This is a genomic window from Enterobacter cloacae complex sp. 2022EL-00788, from assembly GCF_026627565.1.
Taxonomy (GTDB): Bacteria; Pseudomonadota; Gammaproteobacteria; order Enterobacterales; family Enterobacteriaceae; genus Enterobacter; species Enterobacter pasteurii.
The window spans coordinates 319,915-340,803 of the sequence record NZ_JAPNMC010000001.1; the positions used below are offsets into that span (position 1 = coordinate 319,915).

General features: G+C 48.7%; 21 protein-coding genes and 2 pseudogenes. 7 read left to right on the forward strand and 16 right to left on the reverse strand.

Features of this window, described 5'->3' with window-relative positions:
• Positions 1–124 precede the first annotated feature (124 nt).
• Both OWK27_RS01460 and OWK27_RS01465 read right to left on the reverse strand, forming a co-directional pair.
• A complete protein-coding gene (locus tag OWK27_RS01460) occupies positions 125–1,174 on the reverse strand; it encodes a bifunctional transcriptional activator/DNA repair enzyme AdaA (RefSeq protein WP_267589651.1) in 1,050 nt (349 codons plus the stop codon).
• The gene (locus tag OWK27_RS01465) at positions 1,158–1,934 is read right to left on the reverse strand and encodes an isocitrate lyase/PEP mutase family protein (RefSeq protein ID WP_267589652.1); all 777 of its coding nucleotides are present in this window, start codon (positions 1,932–1,934) and stop codon (positions 1,158–1,160) included. The genes OWK27_RS01460 and OWK27_RS01465 overlap by 17 nt, the downstream gene beginning before the upstream one ends.
• Before the next feature lie 295 nt (positions 1,935–2,229).
• Between OWK27_RS01465 and OWK27_RS01470 the strand changes: the two genes are divergently transcribed.
• Positions 2,230–3,087, forward strand: a complete 858-nt coding sequence (locus OWK27_RS01470) for an alpha/beta fold hydrolase (protein WP_267589653.1) — start codon at positions 2,230–2,232, stop codon at positions 3,085–3,087.
• Between the two features lie 83 nt (positions 3,088–3,170).
• Here the strand turns inward: OWK27_RS01470 and OWK27_RS01475 are convergent, their stop codons facing one another.
• Both OWK27_RS01475 and OWK27_RS01480 read right to left on the reverse strand, forming a co-directional pair.
• Positions 3,171–4,439, reverse strand: coding sequence for a Y-family DNA polymerase (locus OWK27_RS01475; protein ID WP_267589654.1), 1,269 nt, complete (start codon positions 4,437–4,439; stop codon positions 3,171–3,173).
• 1 nt (position 4,440) lies between these two features.
• Positions 4,441–4,860, reverse strand: coding sequence for a translesion error-prone DNA polymerase V autoproteolytic subunit (locus OWK27_RS01480; protein ID WP_148419413.1), 420 nt, complete (start codon positions 4,858–4,860; stop codon positions 4,441–4,443).
• Positions 4,861–5,184: 324 nt separating this feature from the next.
• Between OWK27_RS01480 and OWK27_RS01485 the strand changes: the two genes are divergently transcribed.
• Positions 5,185–5,424 carry a DinI family protein gene (locus OWK27_RS01485; protein ID WP_148419412.1) on the forward strand — a complete coding sequence of 80 codons (240 nt, stop codon included), beginning with the start codon at positions 5,185–5,187 and terminating at the stop codon, positions 5,422–5,424.
• Positions 5,425–5,975: 551 nt separating this feature from the next.
• Here OWK27_RS01485 and OWK27_RS01490 read toward each other — a convergent pair.
• The 8 genes and pseudogenes from OWK27_RS01490 to OWK27_RS01530 all read right to left on the reverse strand — a co-directional run bounded on the left by OWK27_RS01490 (position 5,976) and on the right by OWK27_RS01530 (position 12,443).
• Positions 5,976–6,299 carry a hypothetical protein gene (locus OWK27_RS01490; RefSeq protein WP_267589655.1) on the reverse strand — a complete coding sequence of 108 codons (324 nt, stop codon included), beginning with the start codon at positions 6,297–6,299 and terminating at the stop codon, positions 5,976–5,978.
• A 2-nt stretch (positions 6,300–6,301) separates the two neighbouring features.
• Positions 6,302–6,712: pseudogene (locus OWK27_RS24285) on the reverse strand (DUF4225 domain-containing protein).
• A complete protein-coding gene (locus OWK27_RS01505) occupies positions 6,699–6,905 on the reverse strand; it encodes a DUF4225 domain-containing protein (RefSeq protein ID WP_324291163.1) in 207 nt (68 codons plus the stop codon). The pseudogene OWK27_RS24285 and the gene OWK27_RS01505 overlap by 14 nt, the downstream one beginning before the upstream one ends.
• A gap of 107 nt (positions 6,906–7,012) precedes the next feature.
• Positions 7,013–8,269: a hypothetical protein gene (locus tag OWK27_RS01510; protein ID WP_267589656.1), complete on the reverse strand. Its 1,257-nt coding sequence runs from the start codon at positions 8,267–8,269 to the stop codon at positions 7,013–7,015.
• The gene (locus OWK27_RS01515) at positions 8,266–10,692 is read right to left on the reverse strand and encodes a TcfC E-set like domain-containing protein (RefSeq protein ID WP_267589657.1); all 2,427 of its coding nucleotides are present in this window, start codon (positions 10,690–10,692) and stop codon (positions 8,266–8,268) included. Before OWK27_RS01515 ends, OWK27_RS01510 begins: the two co-directional genes overlap by 4 nt.
• A 62-nt stretch (positions 10,693–10,754) precedes the next feature.
• A complete protein-coding gene (locus OWK27_RS01520; protein ID WP_267589658.1) occupies positions 10,755–11,276 on the reverse strand; it encodes a CS1 type fimbrial major subunit in 522 nt (173 codons plus the stop codon).
• A 66-nt stretch (positions 11,277–11,342) separates the two neighbouring features.
• Positions 11,343–12,107: a hypothetical protein gene (locus tag OWK27_RS01525; protein WP_267589659.1), complete on the reverse strand. Its 765-nt coding sequence runs from the start codon at positions 12,105–12,107 to the stop codon at positions 11,343–11,345.
• A 60-nt stretch (positions 12,108–12,167) separates the two neighbouring features.
• Positions 12,168–12,443, reverse strand: coding sequence for a hypothetical protein (locus tag OWK27_RS01530; RefSeq protein ID WP_267589660.1), 276 nt, complete (start codon positions 12,441–12,443; stop codon positions 12,168–12,170).
• Positions 12,444–12,781: 338 nt separating this feature from the next.
• Between OWK27_RS01530 and OWK27_RS01535 the strand changes: the two genes are divergently transcribed.
• Together OWK27_RS01535 and OWK27_RS01540 are read left to right on the forward strand one after the other, a co-directional pair.
• Entirely contained in the window at positions 12,782–13,558 is a 777-nt protein-coding gene (locus OWK27_RS01535; RefSeq protein ID WP_267589661.1) for a winged helix-turn-helix domain-containing protein, read from the forward strand.
• Between the two features lie 3 nt (positions 13,559–13,561).
• Entirely contained in the window at positions 13,562–14,050 is a 489-nt protein-coding gene (locus tag OWK27_RS01540) for a hypothetical protein (RefSeq protein WP_267589662.1), read from the forward strand.
• 71 nt (positions 14,051–14,121) lie between these two features.
• On the opposite strand, the pseudogene OWK27_RS01545 reads toward OWK27_RS01540, so the two are convergent.
• A pseudogene (locus OWK27_RS01545) lies at positions 14,122–14,393 on the reverse strand (replication protein P); the annotation flags it as partial.
• Positions 14,394–14,510: 117 nt separating this feature from the next.
• The gene (gene dcp / locus OWK27_RS01550; protein ID WP_267589663.1) at positions 14,511–16,544 is read right to left on the reverse strand and encodes a peptidyl-dipeptidase Dcp; all 2,034 of its coding nucleotides are present in this window, start codon (positions 16,542–16,544) and stop codon (positions 14,511–14,513) included.
• Between the two features lie 143 nt (positions 16,545–16,687).
• Here dcp and ydfG point away from each other — a divergent pair, with 143 nt between their 5' ends.
• Positions 16,688–17,434: a bifunctional NADP-dependent 3-hydroxy acid dehydrogenase/3-hydroxypropionate dehydrogenase YdfG gene (gene ydfG, locus OWK27_RS01555; protein ID WP_148421099.1), complete on the forward strand. Its 747-nt coding sequence runs from the start codon at positions 16,688–16,690 to the stop codon at positions 17,432–17,434.
• A 90-nt stretch (positions 17,435–17,524) separates the two neighbouring features.
• Positions 17,525–18,211, forward strand: coding sequence for a GntR family transcriptional regulator (locus tag OWK27_RS01560; protein WP_176610443.1), 687 nt, complete (start codon positions 17,525–17,527; stop codon positions 18,209–18,211).
• A 35-nt stretch (positions 18,212–18,246) separates the two neighbouring features.
• Here OWK27_RS01560 and OWK27_RS01565 read toward each other — a convergent pair whose 3' ends face one another.
• A complete protein-coding gene (locus OWK27_RS01565) occupies positions 18,247–18,678 on the reverse strand; it encodes a universal stress protein (RefSeq protein WP_148421095.1) in 432 nt (143 codons plus the stop codon).
• Positions 18,679–18,965: 287 nt separating this feature from the next.
• Here OWK27_RS01565 and ydfZ point away from each other — a divergent pair, with 287 nt between their 5' ends.
• Positions 18,966–19,169, forward strand: coding sequence for a putative selenium delivery protein YdfZ (gene ydfZ / locus OWK27_RS01570; protein WP_148421092.1), 204 nt, complete (start codon positions 18,966–18,968; stop codon positions 19,167–19,169).
• A gap of 44 nt (positions 19,170–19,213) precedes the next feature.
• Here ydfZ and OWK27_RS01575 read toward each other — a convergent pair whose 3' ends face one another.
• Positions 19,214–20,677 carry a mannitol dehydrogenase family protein gene (locus tag OWK27_RS01575; RefSeq protein ID WP_267589664.1) on the reverse strand — a complete coding sequence of 488 codons (1,464 nt, stop codon included), beginning with the start codon at positions 20,675–20,677 and terminating at the stop codon, positions 19,214–19,216.
• Between the last annotated feature and the right edge of the window lie 212 nt (positions 20,678–20,889).

Genomic DNA, 20,889 nt, shown 5'->3' on the forward strand with positions numbered 1-20,889 from the left:
CCCTGTAAAAGTCGCTTTACTGAAAGTAGTACATTCGCGCAGACACGCCAGGAGAATTTTTATTAAACCATCGGGCAAACGGGCGTACCGAGGCATATATTTTCGGCTACATTAAAGCTTCAGACTATAAAACATTGTTTCTCTCATGCTCAATGAGCCATTCTTTACGCGAAATACCGCCACCATAACCGGTCATTCCTCCATCTTTTCCAATTATTCTGTGACAGGGGATCACTATTGCAATCCGGTTTGCTCCATTCGCTGCAGCGACAGCGCGTACGGAATTTGGCTTATTTATCCGTAATGAAATGGCCTGATAATGAGAGGTCTGCCCATATGGAACAGTACGCAACTCTTGCCAGACAGATTGTTGAAAATCACTGCCTGGGGCATCTATAGCGATCTCAAACTGTCGTCGAGTTCCGGCAAAATATTCACTGATTTCTTTTACTGTCCGCCGGGTATGGCTGTTTTCTCCGGTGACAATCCTGGCGTTAAATATACGCTGGATATCGCGGAATTCTGTTTCTAACTTCCGGCGATCGGTAAACTCCAGCAGACAGACTCCCCGCTCTGTAGCACAGACAAACATAGGCCCAAGCGTGGTAGTAAACCGATGAATAACAATGACCTGGGTTAACTGAGTCGGCGTTGCGCCAGTAAGCCGCTTGTAGATGTAACCAAACCCACTCAGGGATTCATAGCCATTGTCTAACGCAACGTCAGTAGCCGATCGTCCGCTTTTTAGCTCCTGCAGGGCAATATTCACCCGCTGCATTCGCTGGAAAGCCTGAAAAGTGATACCGTGATGTTGCAGGAACCAGCGTCTTACACGCTCCGGACTGATTCCATGCTGACGAAGCTCCGCGTCAGCCACACGGGATTTAATATCACGCCTGACAAGCGCAAGCGCCTGTTCAACAAATAATGGCGCGCTATGCGCATTTTCAGCAGGTCTGCAGACCTTACATGGTCGAAAGCCAGCTGCCAGGGCAGATTTGGCATCTTTATAAAATTCGACATTTTCGCGTTTAGGCTTACGTGCCCGGCATACAGAAATGCAGAATACACCAGTGGTCCTGACGCCAACAAAAAACACGCCGGTATATTCTGAAGCTCGTTCGAGTAATGCCTGATACCAGATATCACACAAATTCTTATCGACTATTTTCATCACCAAAAAGTCCTTCAAACGTCTGACGAGTTCGAATCGCATGCATTACATCAGTCAGCTTTGACTGCATGGCTGAATGAACAAAATTGCCCATTGAAATACGCTTTACCCCGGCTAGTTTCAGTCTGTCGAACGATGGAAGATCGGGCATACACATGACGTTCAGAGGCAGACCCGTTGCCTCTGCAATGAGGCTAATGTCTTTCTCTGACGTCAGACCGGGAACAAAAAGGCCGTCAGCCCCTGCTGCTTTATAGCTCTGACCCCGTAATATCGTCTCCTGCAACGCAGCTTCATGCCCGAGCAGGTACGTGTCAGTCCGAATGTTCAAAAACAGGCTATAATTTTCGCTTCTCAGCGCATCACTTACTGCTCTCAGATTACGAGAAAAATCAGAGACATCGTCAAGCTGACGCACCCCATTAATGACTCTGCTGTCTTCAAGGTTAACGCCTGATACGCCTGTCTGAGCAAGGAGCCTGAGATGGTTTGTTATCTCTTCCGCTGAATCACCATACCCTGCTTCCATATCAACGCTCAATGGCAGGTTACTGACAGCCCCGATACGGGTGACCACATAAAATAATTCATCAAACGGCATACCCTGCCCGTCTTCATATCCTAGCGTGGACGCTATTGCTGCGCTGGATGTTCCGAGAGCCTGATAACCTGCTTCTTGCGCTGCGGCAGTACTGGCGGCATCCCAAACGTTAGCAATAAGAAGAGGCTCATGTTGGTTGTGGAGTTCGGCAAAGTTCATATTCATACCCTCTCAATGGATTGAAAATGAATCTAAGCATTCAGTAAGAACGGCACAACCGAAATTCAGACGACCATTTTTAGCATACGTAGTCTGAACTCGGGGGCGGGACCAGACCGAAAAGTTTCAAGGTCTGGTTCTGGCACTAAGCAGACACCCTATCGGATTTGAAGGTCTGCTATGAGCGAGGAGCGGACATAAGATTCCAAAATAGAAAAAAATCGCCAGATTCACTAGTAGAGGCTAAATTGAATTCAGGCTCCACTGGTATGACCACGCAGGTAAGGCTCATAAAATGAATTCGATAATCATCCCCGTCAATCAAGGCGGATTTCTGGCTGCCACGGTTTGGGAGAGAAGCAATGCTAAAGCGTTGGTTATCCTTCACCCGGCAACGGCGGTTGTGCAGGCATTCTATAAGGGATTTGCAGAGTATCTTTTTAACAGAGGATTCAGCGTTCTCACTTATGATTACCGCGGTACGGGTCTTTCGAAGTCCGGGAGGATCTGTCATTACAACGTCTCAATGTCAGACTGGATCGAGCAGGACGTCGGATGCATAACAGCATGGGCTAAAGAGCGTTTCCCAGGCGTTAGTCTGCTGGCGGTAGGGCACAGTGTGGGAGGTCATGCCGTTCTGCTTTCGTCTGCCACCCAAGCTTTGCAGGCAGCGGTCATTGTGGCCTCACATGCCGGTGTGACGAGCACGATAAAACGAACGGTAGAAAAAGCACGAGTCTGGTGCTTATTGCGTATTCTGGCCCCGGTTCTTTGCCGTATCTTCGGCTACATGCCTGCCAGGCGCCTGGGGCTGGGCGAAGATTTACCGGCTCCGGTGATGCGTCAGTGGGGGCGCTGGAGCGCAATGCCGGGTTATTTTTACGACGATCCAGACTGGAATGCACGCCAGCGGGCAGGTGAGATAACGTTACCCGTGCTGGTGATGGGTTTTGATGACGATCCGTGGGCTAACCCTGAAGCTATTGCACGGTTGTTGGAGCCAGTGCAAAACGCAAAAATAGAACGCCGCGAGATACGGCGCGCAGATTTTGGACTTTCGTCCATTGGCCATATGGGCTTTTTTCGTGTGCGATGTGCGGAGAAATTATGGCCCGTCGTCGGACAATGGTTGGAGAGTCAATGCCCGGATTGAACGAAGTGTGGACATTAAGCCCTGAGTCCTCAAAGTTTAACGTCCGTTTTTGGCACAAAGCAGACTAAAACAGCCATTAACATTCATCGAATCCTCAGTAAATCTGAATAGCGGGTCGTGTACCGCGGCGAAAGCATTTCACGCTTCATCTGCCATTGCTGCTGTATGCCCTGCCCCGCAAAGTAAAGCGTACCCTTTCCATCCTTCGCGTTCAGACGATCCAGCACTTCCATCAGCTTTTCGCTTCCGGCACGCGGCGCGCTGTTGTCAAACAAATTGAGCTGGGCAACGCCCTGGCTGAAGAAGTCCCCGAGCATAATGCCGGCTTTCTGGTAGCGGTGGCCCTCCTTCCAGATTTTATCGAGGCACTTTACCGCAGCGTTGATAATGTCGCGGGAATCCTGAGTGGGCGTGAGAAGCGTCATTGAGGCACTCTTGCCGTAATAGGGCTCGTTCAGCGCGAATGGGGAGGTCTTGACGAACGCCGAGATAAAGCGGCAATACTGGTGCTCGCCGCGTAACTTCTCAGCGCCGCGGGCCGCATAGCTGCATATAGCCTGACGCACCTGCTCATATTCTGTGGCGCGTTCACCGAATGACCGGCTACAGACGATCTCCTGCTTTGTCGGTGCAAACTCTTCCAGATCGAGGCATGGCTCGCCGCGAAGCTCCCGGACCGTTCGCTCCAGCACCACATTGAAGTGCTTGCGGATAATCCACGTGCTCTGCTCTGAGAGATCCAGCGCCGTTTTGATGCCCATCGCGTTGAGCCTCTTGCTGATGCGCCTGCCCACGCCCCACACGTCCTCTACCGGCACGATAGCCAACAGCCGGCGCTGGCGGTCGATATTGGATAAATCCACCACCCCACCCGTCTGATGCTGCCATTTCTTCGCCGCGTGATTTGCCAGCTTCGCCAGCGTCTTCGTCTGGGCGATGCCAACGCCGATCCTCAGGTGCGTACGCTTCAAAACCGTGTCGCGGATCTCCTTGCCAAAGTCAGTCAGATCCCGGCAGTTTCGAACCCCGGTGAGGTCACAAAAGGCCTCGTCAATGGAATATATTTCGACGCGAGGGCTTATTTCTTCCAGCGTGGTCATTACCCGGTTGGACATGTCAGCGTAAAGTTCGTAGTTGCTGCTGAAGCAAACCACGCCGGCGCGCCGGAACAGATCCTTCTGCTTAAAATATGGCGCCCCCATCGTCACGCCAGCGGCTTTGGCCTCTGCGCTGCGCGCTATCACACAACCGTCGTTATTTGAGAGGACAACCACCGGTCGGCCTCTCAAATCTGGCCTGAATACCGTCTCGCATGATGAGTAGAATGAGTTCACATCACAGAGCGCAAACATATCAGCTGGCCGATTTAACAATAAAAGTAACCACGCCGAAGACGTCCAGCGTGTCTTCGCTGCCAACGATAATCGGCGAATAAGCGCTGTTCATCGGATTGAGCTGAACGGTAGGCCGCAGCTGCAGGCGCTTAACGGTAAATTCCCCTTCCACCGCGGCGATGACGATATCTCCGTGCTCGGCCGTTCGGGAGCTATCCACTACCAGCAAATCGCCGTCGCTTATTCCCCCCTCAATCATCGAATCACCCGCGGCTTTCACGAAATACGTCGAGCTGGGATGAGCAACGAGAAGCTCATTCAGATCGATGCGCTGTTCCACATAGTCGGCAGCCGGGCTTGGGAATCCGCACTGAACTAAATCGCTGAAAAGTGGAAGCGCGATAATCTCACGCAGTTCTGCAGGTCTGATAAATTCCATTACGCATACCTCTACTACTGTTTTTATATACAGTAGTTTTGTTTTGAAGCACGCGCAAGGCAGCTGAACCGCAGCGACTGTTCAAACCTTCACCGTTTCGCTTGTAAGTTTCTCTCTGGCTTCGAATTATGGTTTTTGTAAATTTTACGCTTAAACGCTTCGACTGCTCGTTTTAAAGACTAAATGAATAGATTGTCATCAACGCGACAAGCTGAAGGACGGCATGGCACTTCTTTAACCAGAATGTCGTTTGACTGTACCAATATACAGTAGTATTTTTACATTCAGACTGAATCGCATAATTAATATTCATAAGGATAAAAGATGTTTGTTGAACTGGTTTATGACAAGCGCAACGTACAGGGGCTGGAGGGAGCCAGGGAGATAATTCTGGCTGAACTGACAAAACGCGTGCACCGGATTTTTCCTGATGCCAGCGTCAAGGTTAAGCCGATGCAGGCGAACGGCCTGAATAGCGATGCCAGCAAAAGCGACCGGGAAAAGCTGAACCGTATGCTTGAGGAAATGTTTGAAGAGTCAGACATGTGGCTGACGCATGAGTAACAGGCGTTTAGTGACAGGGAAACCCGCTATAGCGTATGCCGGGTTTCCCTGTCATCGACGTAAAATAAAGGTGGGACAGGTATTTATTAATATCGCTTCATTGTGTTGACTGGCGCCCTTTCTGACCAGTCGGGCCTCTCACCAGTCATAATGGCACGCTGTTGTGATGGCGTCACAGACTGGGTTATTTCAGGCATTGATTTATATTCAGGTTGTTCAGGAGGGCTAAGAACCAGATCGGAACTACAGCCTGACAGAAGAAAAAAAACGAATACAGATGAATTAAACTTAAACACTTCAACCCCTTCCAATGGGACAACATTTTGCAGACAGAATGTGGTGTCTCCCGGTGTCGTTGCCCGAGTCAGCAAAGACATGCGCATACCCGCAGAGGGCAGTTGCCTGGAACGCCCTTTGGCACAAAACATTCACCACAAGAATAAATTATGCCGCATTCACTTTCCCAGTCAATGTTACTCATGGGTAAAGCCGGTTTATTCTCGCTGGCTCTGTTCCCGTACCTGACTCTATGGTGAAACAAATACGTTATCCTAAAACGTGTTCCGTGGTATCGCCAGTAAGTAAAGCATGGCGAAAAACAACGATCCCCAATACACCGAGTCATATCGATAAGGGTCAAAGTCAATATGTAAAAACCCTCTGAAAAATTCGTGGCCATTTGCAAAGATATTTATCTGAACGGTTGCCATAGCAATAACGAACACCATATAGGCAATAAATGGCGGGTATTTATGGAGCCTGTTAACTTTTAACTTCCCCAGGTAACGCAAGAAAAAAACTGCAACAGACACAATAAAATAGACTGCGGCAGGCCAGACAGATGGATAAAGCAAAAATTCTAATTCTTGTGACATAATCAATTCTCTTTAGCTACTTGGTACATCTGCCATCCCGTAATGCTACCACTGGTCAAATCCAAAGCCATTGCGGTTTTAGATGCCTCTTGCCAACCTCTGATATAATAAGATTGGATATTATGGAATAGACTCCATGATTTTTCTCTGGGTGCCAGAACTTTTCTGCCCGCACCATATGCTGATAAAGAGAGATCATCTACACCGTAAACTAAGTCAGCCTGGTTATTACCATAACCCAGCTTCGTAGCAGCAAATCTTTATGCATCTCTCAGGGTTCCCGATTGTTCTTCTCGGAAAAGAAGATAGAACCCATTTTCGTACATATTATTTAAACCATGAGCAATCATAGGGGCGCCGTATGCTGCGCATGCTAGCCCTAACGATCCAACGCATAAACTATGCCCCTCCATAAACTTGCGCCCCACCTGCAACAAAGCCAATCTGTTTGAGCGCGATAATCGTCGTTGTCGTCCGATTTTTTTCGACAACTAAAAATATCTTCGCTCGGTTAAAGGTTAGTAGATCGTCCTGTTCATGGAGGTGCCTGATTTGTTCTTCAAGAAGCTGTATTCTCCCGAGATAGGTAAGACAGTGGGATTCAATCTCTCATTTCATAAGCTTTCCAATGTTATAGGTTGGAGAGTATATTGTGAGAATGTTTTGGCAACAAACTCAAATAAAAAACCAATGTATTACCTCTCGAAAAATATTTAATAGATATGAGAGTCGAAAATCACTGTTACAGCACCTCGATATGTATCAGGTCGAGTAGATAACATTCTATCTACATCTTGTTTAATGATCAAAAAATCTATATAACCACTTTTATCCTGACCAAACTCTTTAGTTTCGAATATATTTCTATTAATATCCTTGCCAATGCCAATTCGTTTTCTACTCACGACTCCGCCTGAGTTTTTATCAACAATATTATTAGGGAGTGTCAAAAGCGTTTGCACAGGAATATTTTCTTTAGAATCATCTCCTTTAATGGAGCAATTATCTCCGATTTGATATTCGCATTGTAGATAGGTTGTAAAAGAGCCTGATGAGGATATTGAAAAAATACTTTTACCTGTGAGTTCTGGAGTTATGCGATTTATCATCCAGCGTTCCCAGTTTGCTTTTCCTTGCTCCTCTGTACATTTTTTACCCTTATCACAAGGTTGTAGAGATATTTTGCGCTCTTCTATATTTGTATTGATTTTAAGCTCGTGATTTACGCTGAGTGAAAAGTTAATTGTCAAGGTGCTATCTGAAGCTTGAAAGTTGTCGCCGAAATCGATATCCATTCCAGGACCTACATCAAATCTCAGCGTTCCTGTATAAATTCCTGATTCCATACTCAATGGATTAGGTGTTTTTAGATCATAGCCAAGACTAATCCCATCTACTCCATTTATATATTTATCGTCTCCTTCAGGCCGGTCTGTTGATGTAATATTATAACAACCACCGACACCCTCCGGATATGACCACAACCACCAAGCATAATACCCACCTATCCATCCAGGGGCACGATATACACATCCACCTGTTGGTTCTGAAAAGAACTGAACGTTTTTCCAATCATACACCCCGTGATTTTTAGCAGCTGTATATCTGGCACTTAAGGCATTAATTCTAAAGGAAACAATCGTTTTACTGGTACCATTACTGACTTCAACTTCCCTAAAAGACGAAGGTAATTTGAAATAAAGGCTATCTCTTGGATTGTCATTTACAGTAAGAGATCTTGATGGTTTAAGTACTAATCCAGTCCCAAGACTAACATCACCATTTTTACATTCATCTGGGTAGCGCACACAATACCCACTCTGTGGCGTGGTATTTGTGAACTTATTATTATCCGGCATCCATAAAGATGGTGTGAAGCTTGCAGTTATATTCAGGATTTCAGCTTTCGAATTTGGCGCAATGATTAGCAACATCATAGCCGAAAAATAAAAACACGTGATTATTCTCATTTTTTATTCCCTCTGTGTTCCACGCTGCATTTCAACGAATCCACAAATTGCACAGAATTAGCTTGGAGCCCCTCAGTGGCTGGAAGAACACATGCCAGGGCTGGTTTTCCATCTTCAGCTCTCATTTTTAGAATTCGATTATTTCTGCCTGTCTCTAATGTCAGAACGCCTTCCGCATTTATTACCGACCCGCTAACATCGCTTTCTACGAATCTATTTTTAAGAAGTTTACCTTGCTCATCTTGTAAAGTTCCGATAAGTGAATAGGTCTTAATCGCATTTACTTTCACGTACTGCACGCTGCCCTTGTTTAGTTGTATACTCTTTTGTTCTGGGAAGACTTTAACGCTATCTCCTCCGGTGGCACTAAATTGAATTAAGTCCCTTTTCCACTGTTCTGCTGGTACAACATTTCTACCGGGGGTTAAGCGGATCTCAGAGATCTTTCCCGAGGCTTGGATAACGATATCATCGTCATCCGATTCTACATCCACAATCAGTGCTGAACTCATACCTCGGGTGGTACTGCCGCTGGCCGATGCCATCTTTCCTCCACCCAACATCAGCACTTGACTTAGGTTTCCACCTGCTGTGTTTGTACTTCCTTGCGTGTTGTGTTGCACCCAGCCATCACCGCTTGCGAACTGCGTATCCACTGAAGCATTTGCACTTAATACAGTATTCCGGGAGCTGTATGACACACTTCCTCCCATCGTGCGAAGTACGCTTTCATCCTCTGGCTGATACTGATAACTGAGACTCGAATAACCGCGATTTTGATTCATCCCCGTTTCCGCTGATACAGCGTGCTGTGAAGATGGTGCCAGTGATAAGCTCAGACCCAGCGACACACCATTATCACGGCGCTTATTACCGTAACCTGGCCTATCCCAGCCGCTGACTCGAAAGTTCATATTTCTTCCAGCTAACGAACCCAGAGTCGTCGTCGAGATATCAGTACTAAATCCCTTCCGCCAAGGAGTATCGATATACTGGCCGTTTACTGTAAGTGATGTTGACCAAGGTAGTCGTAGCGACAAAGATGATCCCCAGACATCACCCTGCTGACGGTTTCTAGTCTGATGGCCGTATACGTCAGTTGTTGTTGACCGCCAAAACAGGCTCGCCGAGCCTCCACCTTGAATGGTGCGGTAATAACGAAAATCGGTATTTTGGTTTGACTGGTTGTCATTACTACCTGTCGTATACTGCGCAAACAACGAATCGTTCGGTGAAAGCGTGACATTACTTCTAACCCGGACTTGATGTTCGTTTTCGGTGGCTGCGCCGCTCAACCCCATCACCACCCGCGGGTGAATAAGAAAGTCAATACCGCCGCCAGCCGCTCCAGGATTAATGTTTTCGTCGCCATAGCGGTTGGTAGTACCAATGGTTCGCTGCTGCCCCCCCCAAAGGTTCATGCGCCAGCGTTTTTCGGGATTGTTCCAGCCCTGGGGTTTATAAATTTGTGCATGCTGGGTGTCGACAATGTGACCATTTTCGATAATTTTGATAGTTATGTCATATATGCCGCCCGGCAGACGTCTCGTATCGAGTGCTTGTACACCCGACTCTAGTTGCTGCGTATGAATGAGTCTCCCATCGCGCCAAACCTCCGCAATTGACTGATTTTTCCCAGTGACGTATACAGGCCAGGCACTTACGCTGTCACTACTAATAAGTAAGGAGTCAGATGTACCCCACATGGCACCAACTACCGTGTCATATCCGAAGCCTGATATTTCAACGTTACCCGTATCACTGTCGGGTGTGAAAAAGCCTAATCGGATAAAATGACCGGGAAATTCTTTCTGGGAATATAATTCATATAGGTTGCTGCTGCTGTAATGATATTTACCGTCGGTACCAGAAGACTGAAAAGAGGCTTTCTGGCTCCACCCAAGAAAAGAGGCTGTAAGTGTTGAGTTAATCCCCCAACTGCGGGTACTATCACTGTTGGTCACAGAAATATCATTATACATAATCATTCCACCAGGCATTCTCTCCGGCAATGTGATGAAGCTTTCTTCAGTTCTTGCTGTTTCATAATCTGATGTATATAGTTTCAGTACTGAGTTATCTAGTCGATATTCAGCCGCCATAAGACCAGGCGGACATTCTTTAGTACATTCCCCTACCGATACCCCTTTCTCCAGAACTTCTTTCCATCTGTCCCTAATCACAGGTTCAAGGTTATCTGACTCTTCCACGATACGAATGAGGCGAACTTTACCGCCTTCTGTTAAGGTTATTGCAGCTTCGAATAACAGAGAGTCGTTCAAAAAAACCTGTGCATGAACTTCTGACTCATAAAAGTAACGCCTGAAATCTTCAGGAAGAGCCCTCATATTAGCGGCTAGTGTCATTTCCGCTTCTGCATAGAAGAATGGGCAAAAAGATAAAAGCAACACGATTCTTTTCATATTAAAAGCCGCTGTAGTAATACAGCGGCCTCCTCTGTCAAGTTAGAGAAACAAGCCAGACATTATGGAGTTACTACAGGCTCAAAAATCATGGCCACAGAGCCGGTAAACATGCCGTTCACGGTGAGCGCTGCATCGTCAGCCTGAGTGATTTTTAAGGCAGTACGGCCACCTGCTTTAGCTGCCGTTGCACTTACCACTTCGGATGCGGTTTTGGTTACAGGCGTATTGTTAAAGGTCACAGCCAATGGAATAACATCCGTACCGTTTGACAACTGTGGTTTACCGTCAGAATTCAAGTTACCAGTCAGAGTTGCCTGGATGCCACCAGCGGTGTTTTTGTATTGGAACTGCTTTTCAAAAACCTGCAGTTTGCTGCTTGCAATGTCATAACCCATATCTTGGGTCTGATCGATCCAGCCTGCATCAACCGGGAGAACCTGGAAGGAATCTGATGGGACAGTAGCCGACAGGTTGATAGTGTAACTCTGGCTATCTGCAGCGTTTGCTGCACCTGTCATTGCCGCACAAGCAAAGATTGCCGCAGAAATGCTAGTTTTGATTGCAGTTAATTGACGATTCATAAAAAACTCCTTAAGGTTATTTCGTCCAAAATTCGCACAAAAGAGTGCTAGTGAATTAAGCAGGTATTAGAAAGACTTCGCCTGCTTATTGTTTCCCTCGATGAGAGTGAAATTTGTTTTGAAATCTTTTTTGCCAGTAATTGAATGGCTACGCCCAGGGAGAATAAACTCTCGACTGACTTCACCACAGTCAGTATTAGCAGTTCGACACTGGCGAATATCTTCAAGTACTACCGTTGCATTGCCATTGTTTGTGACAGATATCCCCCCAGCTGTATTATTTTTGATCCCAGTATTAAATGTGGGTTTCTCAGGCTGAACAATTACAATAGCTCCGTATCCAGTAAGAATATTTACACCTGCTTGCAGTGTATCTTGTCGATATTGCCCTGCCGCCTTGCTATCTAGTCCAAAACCATCATCGGCTTGAGGCATAACTGGGGTAAATCGTACACGGAAGTACCGTTCCTTCTCTCGCATTCCCGGCCACATAACACGAACCGACTGAAATCCATTTGGTGGAATAATCATCCTCAAAGGTGTAACTACCAGCCTATTTTTTTCGAGAACATTACCGTCCATCTCTTTCACAGGGCTTTCATTATTAGAGGTATTTTTGCTATTTGGATCTATCTCTAGCAACTCAACTCTCACAAAGGCAGTGGAGTCGCCACTGTTATAAATACGCTTTGTAAGACTCTGACTTTCAGGAGTTAGTACATCATACATACTTCCTATACCAATCATCGGAGCTGAGTTGACCGGTGCAGAGAAGATTCCAAGAGATAGAATTACCCCTGACAAATTTATGACATTTTTAAAATCAAACATAACACCTCATTCCACGCTTGGTAGTTTACGTGTAGTTAGATGAATACTACGAGAACAGAATTAATCTTGTGATCGATCAATAATCAACGCCTCATAAATTAACAACTTGATGATTCTCAACCCCTCAAAATAATCACTTCCATTATCGTGTATTTCAAGACATTGGGTGATTTTTCCTTTCAGCCAGTTTAATGCAAGTCTGTCAGGCTTTTTGTCACACACAAACTCAAGGAAATTTATCATTTCATGGCATTCCATGAATCCATAATGATTTAGCTTTGTTGATAGTTCGTCACAAGTAATCTCGGCAGAAAATGAGTAATCTTGACTGCCCATTATCAGTGTCGACTCCTATTCCATCTTCTAAGCAGTTCGAATATATAATTCATTCACATAGCTTCTACGAAAACTTGGATTGCCTACACATCGCGCTCAACTATCAGAGTTATGTTGCGGCAACTTTTCGATGGGCAGAAATTTACCATCGAAAACCGACAATGGAATCTTTATATTGAAATTATTGATTTTATAGAGTTTTATGCTGATTTATAAACTTTTAAAGACCAATACACCAACTAGAAAGACTTCTGTTAGGAAATTTCCTAACATGGGTTTATCCATAAGGTTGTAGGATGTATAATTTTCAGCGTGCTTTGAAGAGGAAATGAGGGATTATGCTGTATATCATCGAGGATCTGGTCTGTTTTCGCACAGATGATGGTGCGCTCTGGACCAAAAATGACGAAAAAGATTGTTTAATCCTCAGCCCCATCGTTGCACGACTATTACAACTTTTCTTACAAGAACAAGGTAAGCTGCTTACAAGAGAAGAAATTATGCATACTGTCTGGGAGAAGCACGGACTAGAACCCTCTAATAACAGTTTAAATCAGTATGTTTCTCAACTCAGAAAGTTATTATCACATTATCAGACTCCAGATGAGTCCATTCGTACAGTTCCTCGAGAAGGTTTCATCTTTAGCAATCAGATACAAGTACGAATCGCAAATGAAATTCATTATCAATCAAAAGCAGCAGAAAATTTAATATCGGAAAAGTTAAAAGAAAAAAAATTCTCCATGTCAAATAAATGGCTTGGTTTAGTCGCTTTAATGATGGTTATTCTAGCTCCCGTCATAGTTATCTTTGGAACCGAACTTCTACATAATAAACAATCATCTACTACCCCATACAAAATAGGCCAATTAGATCACTGCCCAATCTATTCTGTTTTAATGGGCCGAAATGCCAAACTGAAAGAGACTCTCACAGCTGCACAAAAGTATATAACCGATAACAACGTAAAATGTATTGACAATACCGCTTTATATTTTTTTTCAACTGGCAGCGCGTTAAAAAATCAAAACGGAAGAGTATTCTTGTCGCAATGCAAGAAAAAAGATAATAAAATAATATCTTGCATGGATTACACTTATCACTCATGGAAATAACCAATGAAAAAGATAAAAGTTCTTCTTCAAAAAAGAAAATCAGTTGTATTGATACTTTTCACAATTGCTTTGATTGAGTCTGTATTCTTTTTCGTTCATTATCGCCATCGTTTTAATATCGACTGTGATTCAGATTTTATCTTCAGGGCACCTCAAAATGCTTATGAAATAAAAGGAGTCATGATTTTAAAACTGGACTATGACAAACAAGGCCGAATCAGTATTGACGGTATAGTGAAATCCAAACACGGTCAAACCAGACTTAACCGTGATGCTCTTTTTACTTACAACAAAATTAACGCCACCACGTTCAAAATGGATAGCCTTAAAATAGTTAAAGGAGAACGAGATACTGCTTCGGATGAGGACCTTGCTATCAATTTTTTCTCGTTAGCATTCGAAACCCGAAGATTTCTCACAATACATCGTATTGAAAATGGTTATCTCGTTGGTAATACCACAGCTCCAGCTTTTATGTGTCTGACACCCTAATTTTTGAGCTTGGTTACATAATTCTTTTACGTGGGGGTGAGATGCGGTCACCCCATAATATTTCCTTTTCTTTAATGTCCGAAACGCTTTCTTTGTTCGTACATTGATTTGAGTAATTCTGCAGGTGTAAGCCCCTTTTGTGCCACTGGCGCTGCCAGCGCTCGTCGAACAGGCGAAATCGGACTCCCGGCCAGCACCCGCTTTTCCCACATATCAAGAATGTCACTGACTTCACGATCAAGCTCTTAGTGGCTCAGCTGACCATCCTTCCGTGGCGCCGCAGCTCGAGGCAAATGTGGTAATAAAGCTGATTAAGCCACGGATATAGCTCGCAGCTCTGATATCCTCCTGCAAATTTCGCAGAATTTAAGGATTCATTTTGGGGAGGAATTTTGGGGAAGAAAAAACCGGACAAAAAACCGGGCTTAACGCCCGGTTCTGTCTTCAGCCAGTAATGCCCTTACCCACTCAATCCACGATTCTCCAGCATCGGTTCGATCTTCGGATCGTGCCCGCGCCACTGGCGATAAAGTTCAGCTAAATCAGTGCTATTGCCGCGGGACAAAATCGCCTCGCGGAATTTCTGTCCGTTTTCACGCGTTAATCCGCCCTGCTCGACAAACCACTGGTAGCCATCGTCCGCCAGCATCTGCGTCCACAGGTAGGCGTAATAGCCTGCCGCGTAGCCGCCGCCGAAGATATGGGCGAAGTAGCTGCTGCGATAGCGCGGCGGTACGGCAGGTAGATCCAGCCGCTCTTTTTTCAACGCGGCGGCTTCGAAGGCCTCAACGTCCTCAACCGGCTCCTGAATGCCGTGCCAGTTCATATCCAGCAGCGCGGCGCTCAGCAGCTCCGCCATGTCATAACCCTTGTTAAACTGGGTCGCGTTGAGCATTTTTTCCCGCAGCGCATCCGGCATCGGCTCACCGGTTTGATAGTGACGGGCAAAGTGCGCGAACACCTGCGGATGGCTGGCCCAGTGTTCATTGATCTGCGACGGAAATTCAACGAAATCACGCGGCGTATTGGTACCGGAAAGCGTGGCATACCGCTGGCTGGCAAACAGGCCATGCAGCGTGTGGCCAAACTCGTGGAACAGGGTAATCACATCATCCCAGGAGAGCAGCGCGGTCTGCCCGCTCGCTGGTTTTTGATAGTTGCAGACGTTGTAGATAACCGGGCGCGCGGCAAATTCGTAAGACTGCTCAACGAAATTCCCCATCCACGCGCCGCCCGCTTTGGAATCACGCGCGAAGAAGTCGCCGTAAAACAGCGCCATGCCTTCACCGGTGCAATCGAAAATCTCCCACACGCGAACGTCCGGGTGGTAAACCGGTATATCAAAACGCTCGACAAAACGGATGCCGAACAGCTGCGTGGCGGTCCAGAACACGCCCTCTTCCAGCACCGTATTGAGCGCGAAATAGGGTTTGATTTGCGACTCGTCCAGCGCATATTTTACCGAGCGCACGCGTTCGGCATAATATGCCCAGTCCCAGGCCTGCACCGCAAAGCCCCCCTGCTCGTCGTCAATCACCTTCTGAATATCCGCCTGCTCCAGCGCGGCCCTGCTGCGCGCCGCGGGGACAATCCCGCGCATAAACCCGAGCGCGGCGTCCGGCGTTTTCGCCATCTGATCGGCAATGCTCCAGCTGGCATAGTTTTCAAAACCGAGCAGCTGCGCCTGCCTTGCCCGTAAGGCGGTCAGCCGACTGATCAGGCCGCGCGTATCGTTTTCGTCGCCTTGCTGAGTACGTTCCCAGCCCGCATAAAATAACTTTTTGCGCGTCTCGCGCTGCGCCAGCGCCGCCAGCGCGGGCTGTTGCGTGGTATTCAAAAGCGGGATCAGCCAGCGATCCTTCAGCCCTTTTTCCGCGGCAGCGTGGGCCGCGGTGGCAATCTCCTCCGCGCTGAGTCCATCAAGCTGGCGGACATCGTCCACCACCAGCCCTCCCGCCCTGTTCGCGGCCAGCAGGCGCTGGTTGAACTGGCTGGTCAGGGTGGCAGATTCGGTATTCAGGGCTTTCAGCTCTGCTTTTTCATCGGCATTCAGGCGCGCGCCTGCGAGAACAAAGTGCTGATACGTCTCCTCTACCAGGCGGCGGGATTCGGCGTCCAGCGCGTCGCGATCCTGCCAGACGGCTTCCACGCGGGCGAAAAGCGTATCGTTAAGCCAGATATCGTTCGCCAGACCGGCCAGTTCGGCAGAGAACTGCTCGTCCAGCGCCTGGAGGTCATCGTTGGTGTGTGCTGACGTCATGGCGAAAAACACGCTGCTGACGCGCGACAGCATGGCCCCGCTTTTTTCCAGCGCGAGCACGGTGTTATCGAAGTCCGGCGCGGCGCTCTGCGCGATAATCGCATCAATTTCCGCGCGCTTAAGGCGCATTGCCTCATCAAAGGCCGGACGATAGTGGCTGTCGTTGATCGCATCAAAACGTGGTGCCTGATAGGGCAACAGGCTACTTTCAAAAAACGGATTGTTGACCGACATCGTTTACTCCTGAGCACGGTATTTCTCCCCAGAGTAGGCCAGCCAGCGCCGGCCTGCAACGGTGTCATACAAATGTTGCCTTAACGACGTGCCGGAGAGCGTGCTATGTTAGTACCACACAAAAAGCGTTGAGGAACAGTGAGATGATTATTTTAGTTACCGGGGCGACAGCGGGTTTTGGTGAAAGCATCACGCGTCGCTTCGTCGCCAACGGACACAAAGTGATTGCAACGGGCCGTCGTCAGGAGCGCCTTCAGGAGCTGAAGGACGAGCTGGGCGACAGCATCCTGACCGCACAGCTGGACGTGCGCAACCGCGCCGCCATTGAAGAGATGATTGCTCACCTGCCTGCCGAATGGCGCGAAATTGATGTTCTGGTCAATAACGCCGGCCTGGCGCTGGGCATGGAGCCTGCCCATAAAGCCAGCGTGGAAGACTGGGAAAACATGATCGACACCAACAACAAAGGGCTGGTGTACATGACCCGCGCCGTGCTGCCGGGCATGGTTGAGCGCAACCGTGGGCACATCATTAACATCGGTTCCACCGCCGGCAGCTGGCCTTACGCGGGCGGCAACGTGTATGGCGCAACCAAAGCCTTCGTCCGCCAGTTCAGCCTGAACCTGCGCACCGACCTGCACGGCACCGCCATCCGCGTGACCGACGTTGAGCCAGGCCTGGTCGGCGGAACCGAGTTCTCCAACGTGCGCTTCAAGGGCGATGACGCGAAGGCGGATAAAACCTATGAAAATGCCAACGCGCTTACGCCGGAAGACATCACCGAAACCGTGTGGTGGGTTGCCACCCTGCCGAAGCACGTCAACATCAATACCGTTGAAATGATGCCGGTTAGCCAAAGCTATGCCGGGCTGAACGTGCATCGCGGCTAAACTGCCCTTCCCGGCCTGCGGGCCGGGTATGTGACGGCGTGCAAAAGAATGGTAGTATGTTCAGGTTAACTCTCTGAGAAATCACAATCCATGGCCGCTGAATCGCAACTTAATCCTACCCAGCCCGTTAATCAGCAAATTTATCGCATATTACGACGCGATATTGTTCGCTGCCTGATCCCGCCGGGTACGCCGCTCTCAGAAAAAGAGGTTTCGGTACGTTTTGACGTTTCCCGTCAGCCCGTGCGCGAGGCGTTTATTAAGCTTGCGGAAAACGGCCTGATTCAGATCCGCCCCCAGCGCGGTAGCTACGTCAATAAAATTTCGCTTTCGCAGGTGCGTAACGGCTGTTTCGTACGCCAGGCCATCGAGTGCGCCGTTGTGCGCCGCGCCGCGACGCTCATCAACGACAACCAGTGCTACCTGCTGGAGCAAAACCTGCATCAGCAACGTATTGCCATCGATCGCAAACAGCTAAATGACTTTTTCCAGCTGGACGATGAATTTCATCAGAAGCTGGCGCAGATTGCCGAGTGCCAGTTAGCCTGGGATACCGTCGAGAATATTAAAGCCACCATTGACCGCGTGCGCTATATGAGCCTCGACCACGTGTCTCCGCCAGAAATGCTGCTGCGCCAGCATCACGATATTTTCAGCGCGCTGGAAAAACGCGACGCGGAGGCCGTAGAAAAAGCGATGACGCTGCACCTCCAGGAAATTAGCGAGTCGGTACAGTTAATTCGTCAGGAAAACAGCGAGTGGTTTAGCGAAGAATAAAGCCTCGCCGCCCCCTTTCGGTTGCGGCGACGCGTTTAACGGACCACTAATACCGGAATAGTGGCGTAGCGCAGGATAGTTTCGGCATTTGAACCAAGCAAATGCGTCGTGATGCTCGGATTTTTTGACCCGATGACGATGACGTCATATTCCCCCTCTTTGCTGAGCTTGATTATTTCGTCGCGTACGTTGCCGAAGCGCACCTCGCAATCAATATTCTCCGGGGCCATATCAAACAGACGTTTCAACGCCTTCATTTTCTTGTCGGACTCGGCGGTCATATACTCTTCGAACTTCTTAATATCCGCGTTGAAGCCCCGAAGTAGCGAACGGCTGCTGTTGGGCAGAATGTTGACCAGCGTAATTGTCGCACCTTCCGCCTTCGCGAGGTTGACCGCGTGGCGTACCGCTTTGTCGCTTAAATCCATTTCAAACACGTCAACAGGCATCAAAATTTTCTTGTACATAAGCCTGACTCCTTTTCCGGTGAAGGGTTATTTCCTGCTTCAAGAATGGCATTACGGATATAAACGAACCCTAAACGCTTACGCGTCGAAACTATCAGTTTAGTAAAAGAACTGTCCGCTTTGTAAAGGGGTGTGCTGAACCGTCAACGCCGCCCTCAAATAAGAAAAAAGTGTGAGCTTGATCAAAAACAAATAATTTTGGCGAAGAGAGGCGTATTAATAGTGCCCCGTGAACGGCAGCCGCTGGAATAGCGCCGTAACGGATAAGTGAGAGAGGAGAAAATACCATGATGACATACGACCGTAACCGAAATGCAATCACCACCGGCAGCCGCGTCATGATTAGCGGTACAGGCCAGTTCGGCGTGATTAAAGCGATCCACAGCGACGGCCTTAACGCCGAGCAGGTGCGTCGTAGCAAAACGGTTGAAGTGGAAGGATGCGAAGGTAAGTTCGAGCCGATTGAGCTGATTCGCCTGGGGATGCACTAAGCTATGCCCCGACATGCCGCCGCGAACGGCGGCATGTCATAGCATTAAAGCCGGGCGGCGTACTCAGCAACCGTGGCTTTCGCCCCTTTTTGCAGTAACGTTTGATAGGCCTGCATAACAGCCCCCACAAAAACGGCGTCCTGCGGCAGTTCGTTGCCAAAAACAGACTCAATGCCCAACAGCGCGTTAACGCGGCTTTCCCCCTCGGCGCTACCGTTTACCGCCGCCTGAATCGCCGCCAGCTGCGGGTCGCTCACCTCGATGGCGTTGCCCTGCTCATCCACCCCGCCGACATAACGCATCCAGCCCGCCACGCCCAGCGCCAGCAGCGGGAAAGGCGTCTGGTGAACCAGGTGCCAGCGCACGGGATCCAGCATACGCTGCGGCAGTTTCTGGCTGCCGTCCATGGCGATTTGCCAGGTGCGGTGACGCAGCGCCGGATTGCTGTAGCGCGCGATCAGCAGGTCGGCATAGTGAGCTAAATCAACGCCCTTCACCTTCAGCGTCGGGGCCTGCTCGTTTAGCATCAGCGCGCGGGCGGCGGCGCGGTAGTTTTCGTCTTCCATGCAGTCGTTAATGTGCTGATAGCCCGCCAGATACCCGAGATATGCCAGGAACGAATGGCTGCCGTTTAGCATACGCAGCTTCATCTCTTCAAACGGAATAACGTCAGAAACCAGCTCCGCACCCGCCTCTTCCCACTGCGGACGTCCGGCAACGAAATTATCTTCAATGACCCACTGGCGGAACGGCTCGCAGGCCACGCCTGCCGGGTCACGTACGCCGGTCAGCTGCTCGATTTTATCCAGCGTATCGGCCGTGACGGCGGGCACGATGCGATCCACCATGGTTGACGGGAAGGTGACGTTAGCTTCAATCCAGTCTGCCAGCTCGCCATCAACAGCGCGCGCGTAGGCGCAGGTAACATTGCGCATCACGTGGCCATTCTCCGGCATGTTATCGCACGACATCACGCTGAATGCCGGTAATCCCGCCGCCTTACGACGCGCCAGCGCTTCAACCACGACGCCAGGTGCAGATTTGGGCTGCTGCGGGTTTCGCAGGTCTGCAACGATTAACGGATGATCGAGCATCAGTTTTCCGGTTGCCGGGGAGTGGCAATACCCTTTCTCGGTGATGGTCAGTGAAACAATGGCAACCTGCGGCTCGCACAGCGCCGCCAGCACGGCTTCCAGCCCGTCGACCTGCGCATGCAGCGCGCTTTTGACGACGCCAACCACGCGCGCCGTCCACGCATCGGCAGACATTTCTGCCACGGTATAGAGGTTATCCTGCGCCTTAAGATCGGCTATCTGCTGTTCGCCGCCAATCAGGTTAATTTCACAATAACCCCAGTCGCTGCCGCGATCGGCGGCAAGAATATCGGCATACACCGCCTGATGCGCGCGATGAAACGCGCCGAATCCAAGGTGAACAATGCGGGCCTTAAGCGCGTCGCGATTGTACTGAGGAAGCGTGGCTTTAGCCTGTAATAACCGGTTTTCCATGATTGTGACTCGTTTGATAAAGGAAGCTGAGAACCGCTGCCGCTCTCCGTTAGAGCGACAGCGCCTGTTGACTACACCAGCTAGAATGGCAGCGTCATTATTGTGTCTTGCCGATCACCATACTGGTTACGCTGCCGTGAACATTGATTTACATTAACTTTCGGCTAACTGGTGTGATATAAAAATCAAGTTGTGTGACATCTGGCAAAAGA

Bases quoted from the DNA above. Each gene is read 5' to 3' on its own strand.
- OWK27_RS01460 (WP_267589651.1), bottom strand. From the start codon at position 1,174: ATGAAAATAGTCGATAAGAATTTGTGTGATATCTGGTATCAGGCATTA.
- OWK27_RS01465 (WP_267589652.1), bottom strand. From the start codon at position 1,934: ATGAACTTTGCCGAACTCCACAACCAACATGAGCCTCTTCTTATTGCT.
- OWK27_RS01470 (WP_267589653.1), top strand. From the start codon at position 2,230: ATGAATTCGATAATCATCCCCGTCAATCAAGGCGGATTTCTGGCTGCC.
- OWK27_RS01475 (WP_267589654.1), bottom strand. From the start codon at position 4,439: ATGTTTGCGCTCTGTGATGTGAACTCATTCTACTCATCATGCGAGACG.
- OWK27_RS01480 (WP_148419413.1), bottom strand. From the start codon at position 4,860: ATGGAATTTATCAGACCTGCAGAACTGCGTGAGATTATCGCGCTTCCA.
- OWK27_RS01485 (WP_148419412.1), top strand. From the start codon at position 5,185: ATGTTTGTTGAACTGGTTTATGACAAGCGCAACGTACAGGGGCTGGAG.
- OWK27_RS01490 (WP_267589655.1), bottom strand. From the start codon at position 6,299: ATGTCACAAGAATTAGAATTTTTGCTTTATCCATCTGTCTGGCCTGCC.
- OWK27_RS01510 (WP_267589656.1), bottom strand. From the start codon at position 8,269: ATGAGAATAATCACGTGTTTTTATTTTTCGGCTATGATGTTGCTAATC.
- OWK27_RS01515 (WP_267589657.1), bottom strand. From the start codon at position 10,692: ATGAAAAGAATCGTGTTGCTTTTATCTTTTTGCCCATTCTTCTATGCA.
- OWK27_RS01520 (WP_267589658.1), bottom strand. From the start codon at position 11,276: ATGAATCGTCAATTAACTGCAATCAAAACTAGCATTTCTGCGGCAATC.
- OWK27_RS01525 (WP_267589659.1), bottom strand. From the start codon at position 12,107: ATGTTTGATTTTAAAAATGTCATAAATTTGTCAGGGGTAATTCTATCT.
- OWK27_RS01530 (WP_267589660.1), bottom strand. From the start codon at position 12,443: ATGGGCAGTCAAGATTACTCATTTTCTGCCGAGATTACTTGTGACGAA.
- OWK27_RS01535 (WP_267589661.1), top strand. From the start codon at position 12,782: ATGCTGTATATCATCGAGGATCTGGTCTGTTTTCGCACAGATGATGGT.
- OWK27_RS01540 (WP_267589662.1), top strand. From the start codon at position 13,562: ATGAAAAAGATAAAAGTTCTTCTTCAAAAAAGAAAATCAGTTGTATTG.
- dcp (WP_267589663.1), bottom strand. From the start codon at position 16,544: ATGTCGGTCAACAATCCGTTTTTTGAAAGTAGCCTGTTGCCCTATCAG.
- ydfG (WP_148421099.1), top strand. From the start codon at position 16,688: ATGATTATTTTAGTTACCGGGGCGACAGCGGGTTTTGGTGAAAGCATC.
- OWK27_RS01560 (WP_176610443.1), top strand. From the start codon at position 17,525: ATGGCCGCTGAATCGCAACTTAATCCTACCCAGCCCGTTAATCAGCAA.
- OWK27_RS01565 (WP_148421095.1), bottom strand. From the start codon at position 18,678: ATGTACAAGAAAATTTTGATGCCTGTTGACGTGTTTGAAATGGATTTA.
- ydfZ (WP_148421092.1), top strand. From the start codon at position 18,966: ATGATGACATACGACCGTAACCGAAATGCAATCACCACCGGCAGCCGC.
- OWK27_RS01575 (WP_267589664.1), bottom strand. From the start codon at position 20,677: ATGGAAAACCGGTTATTACAGGCTAAAGCCACGCTTCCTCAGTACAAT.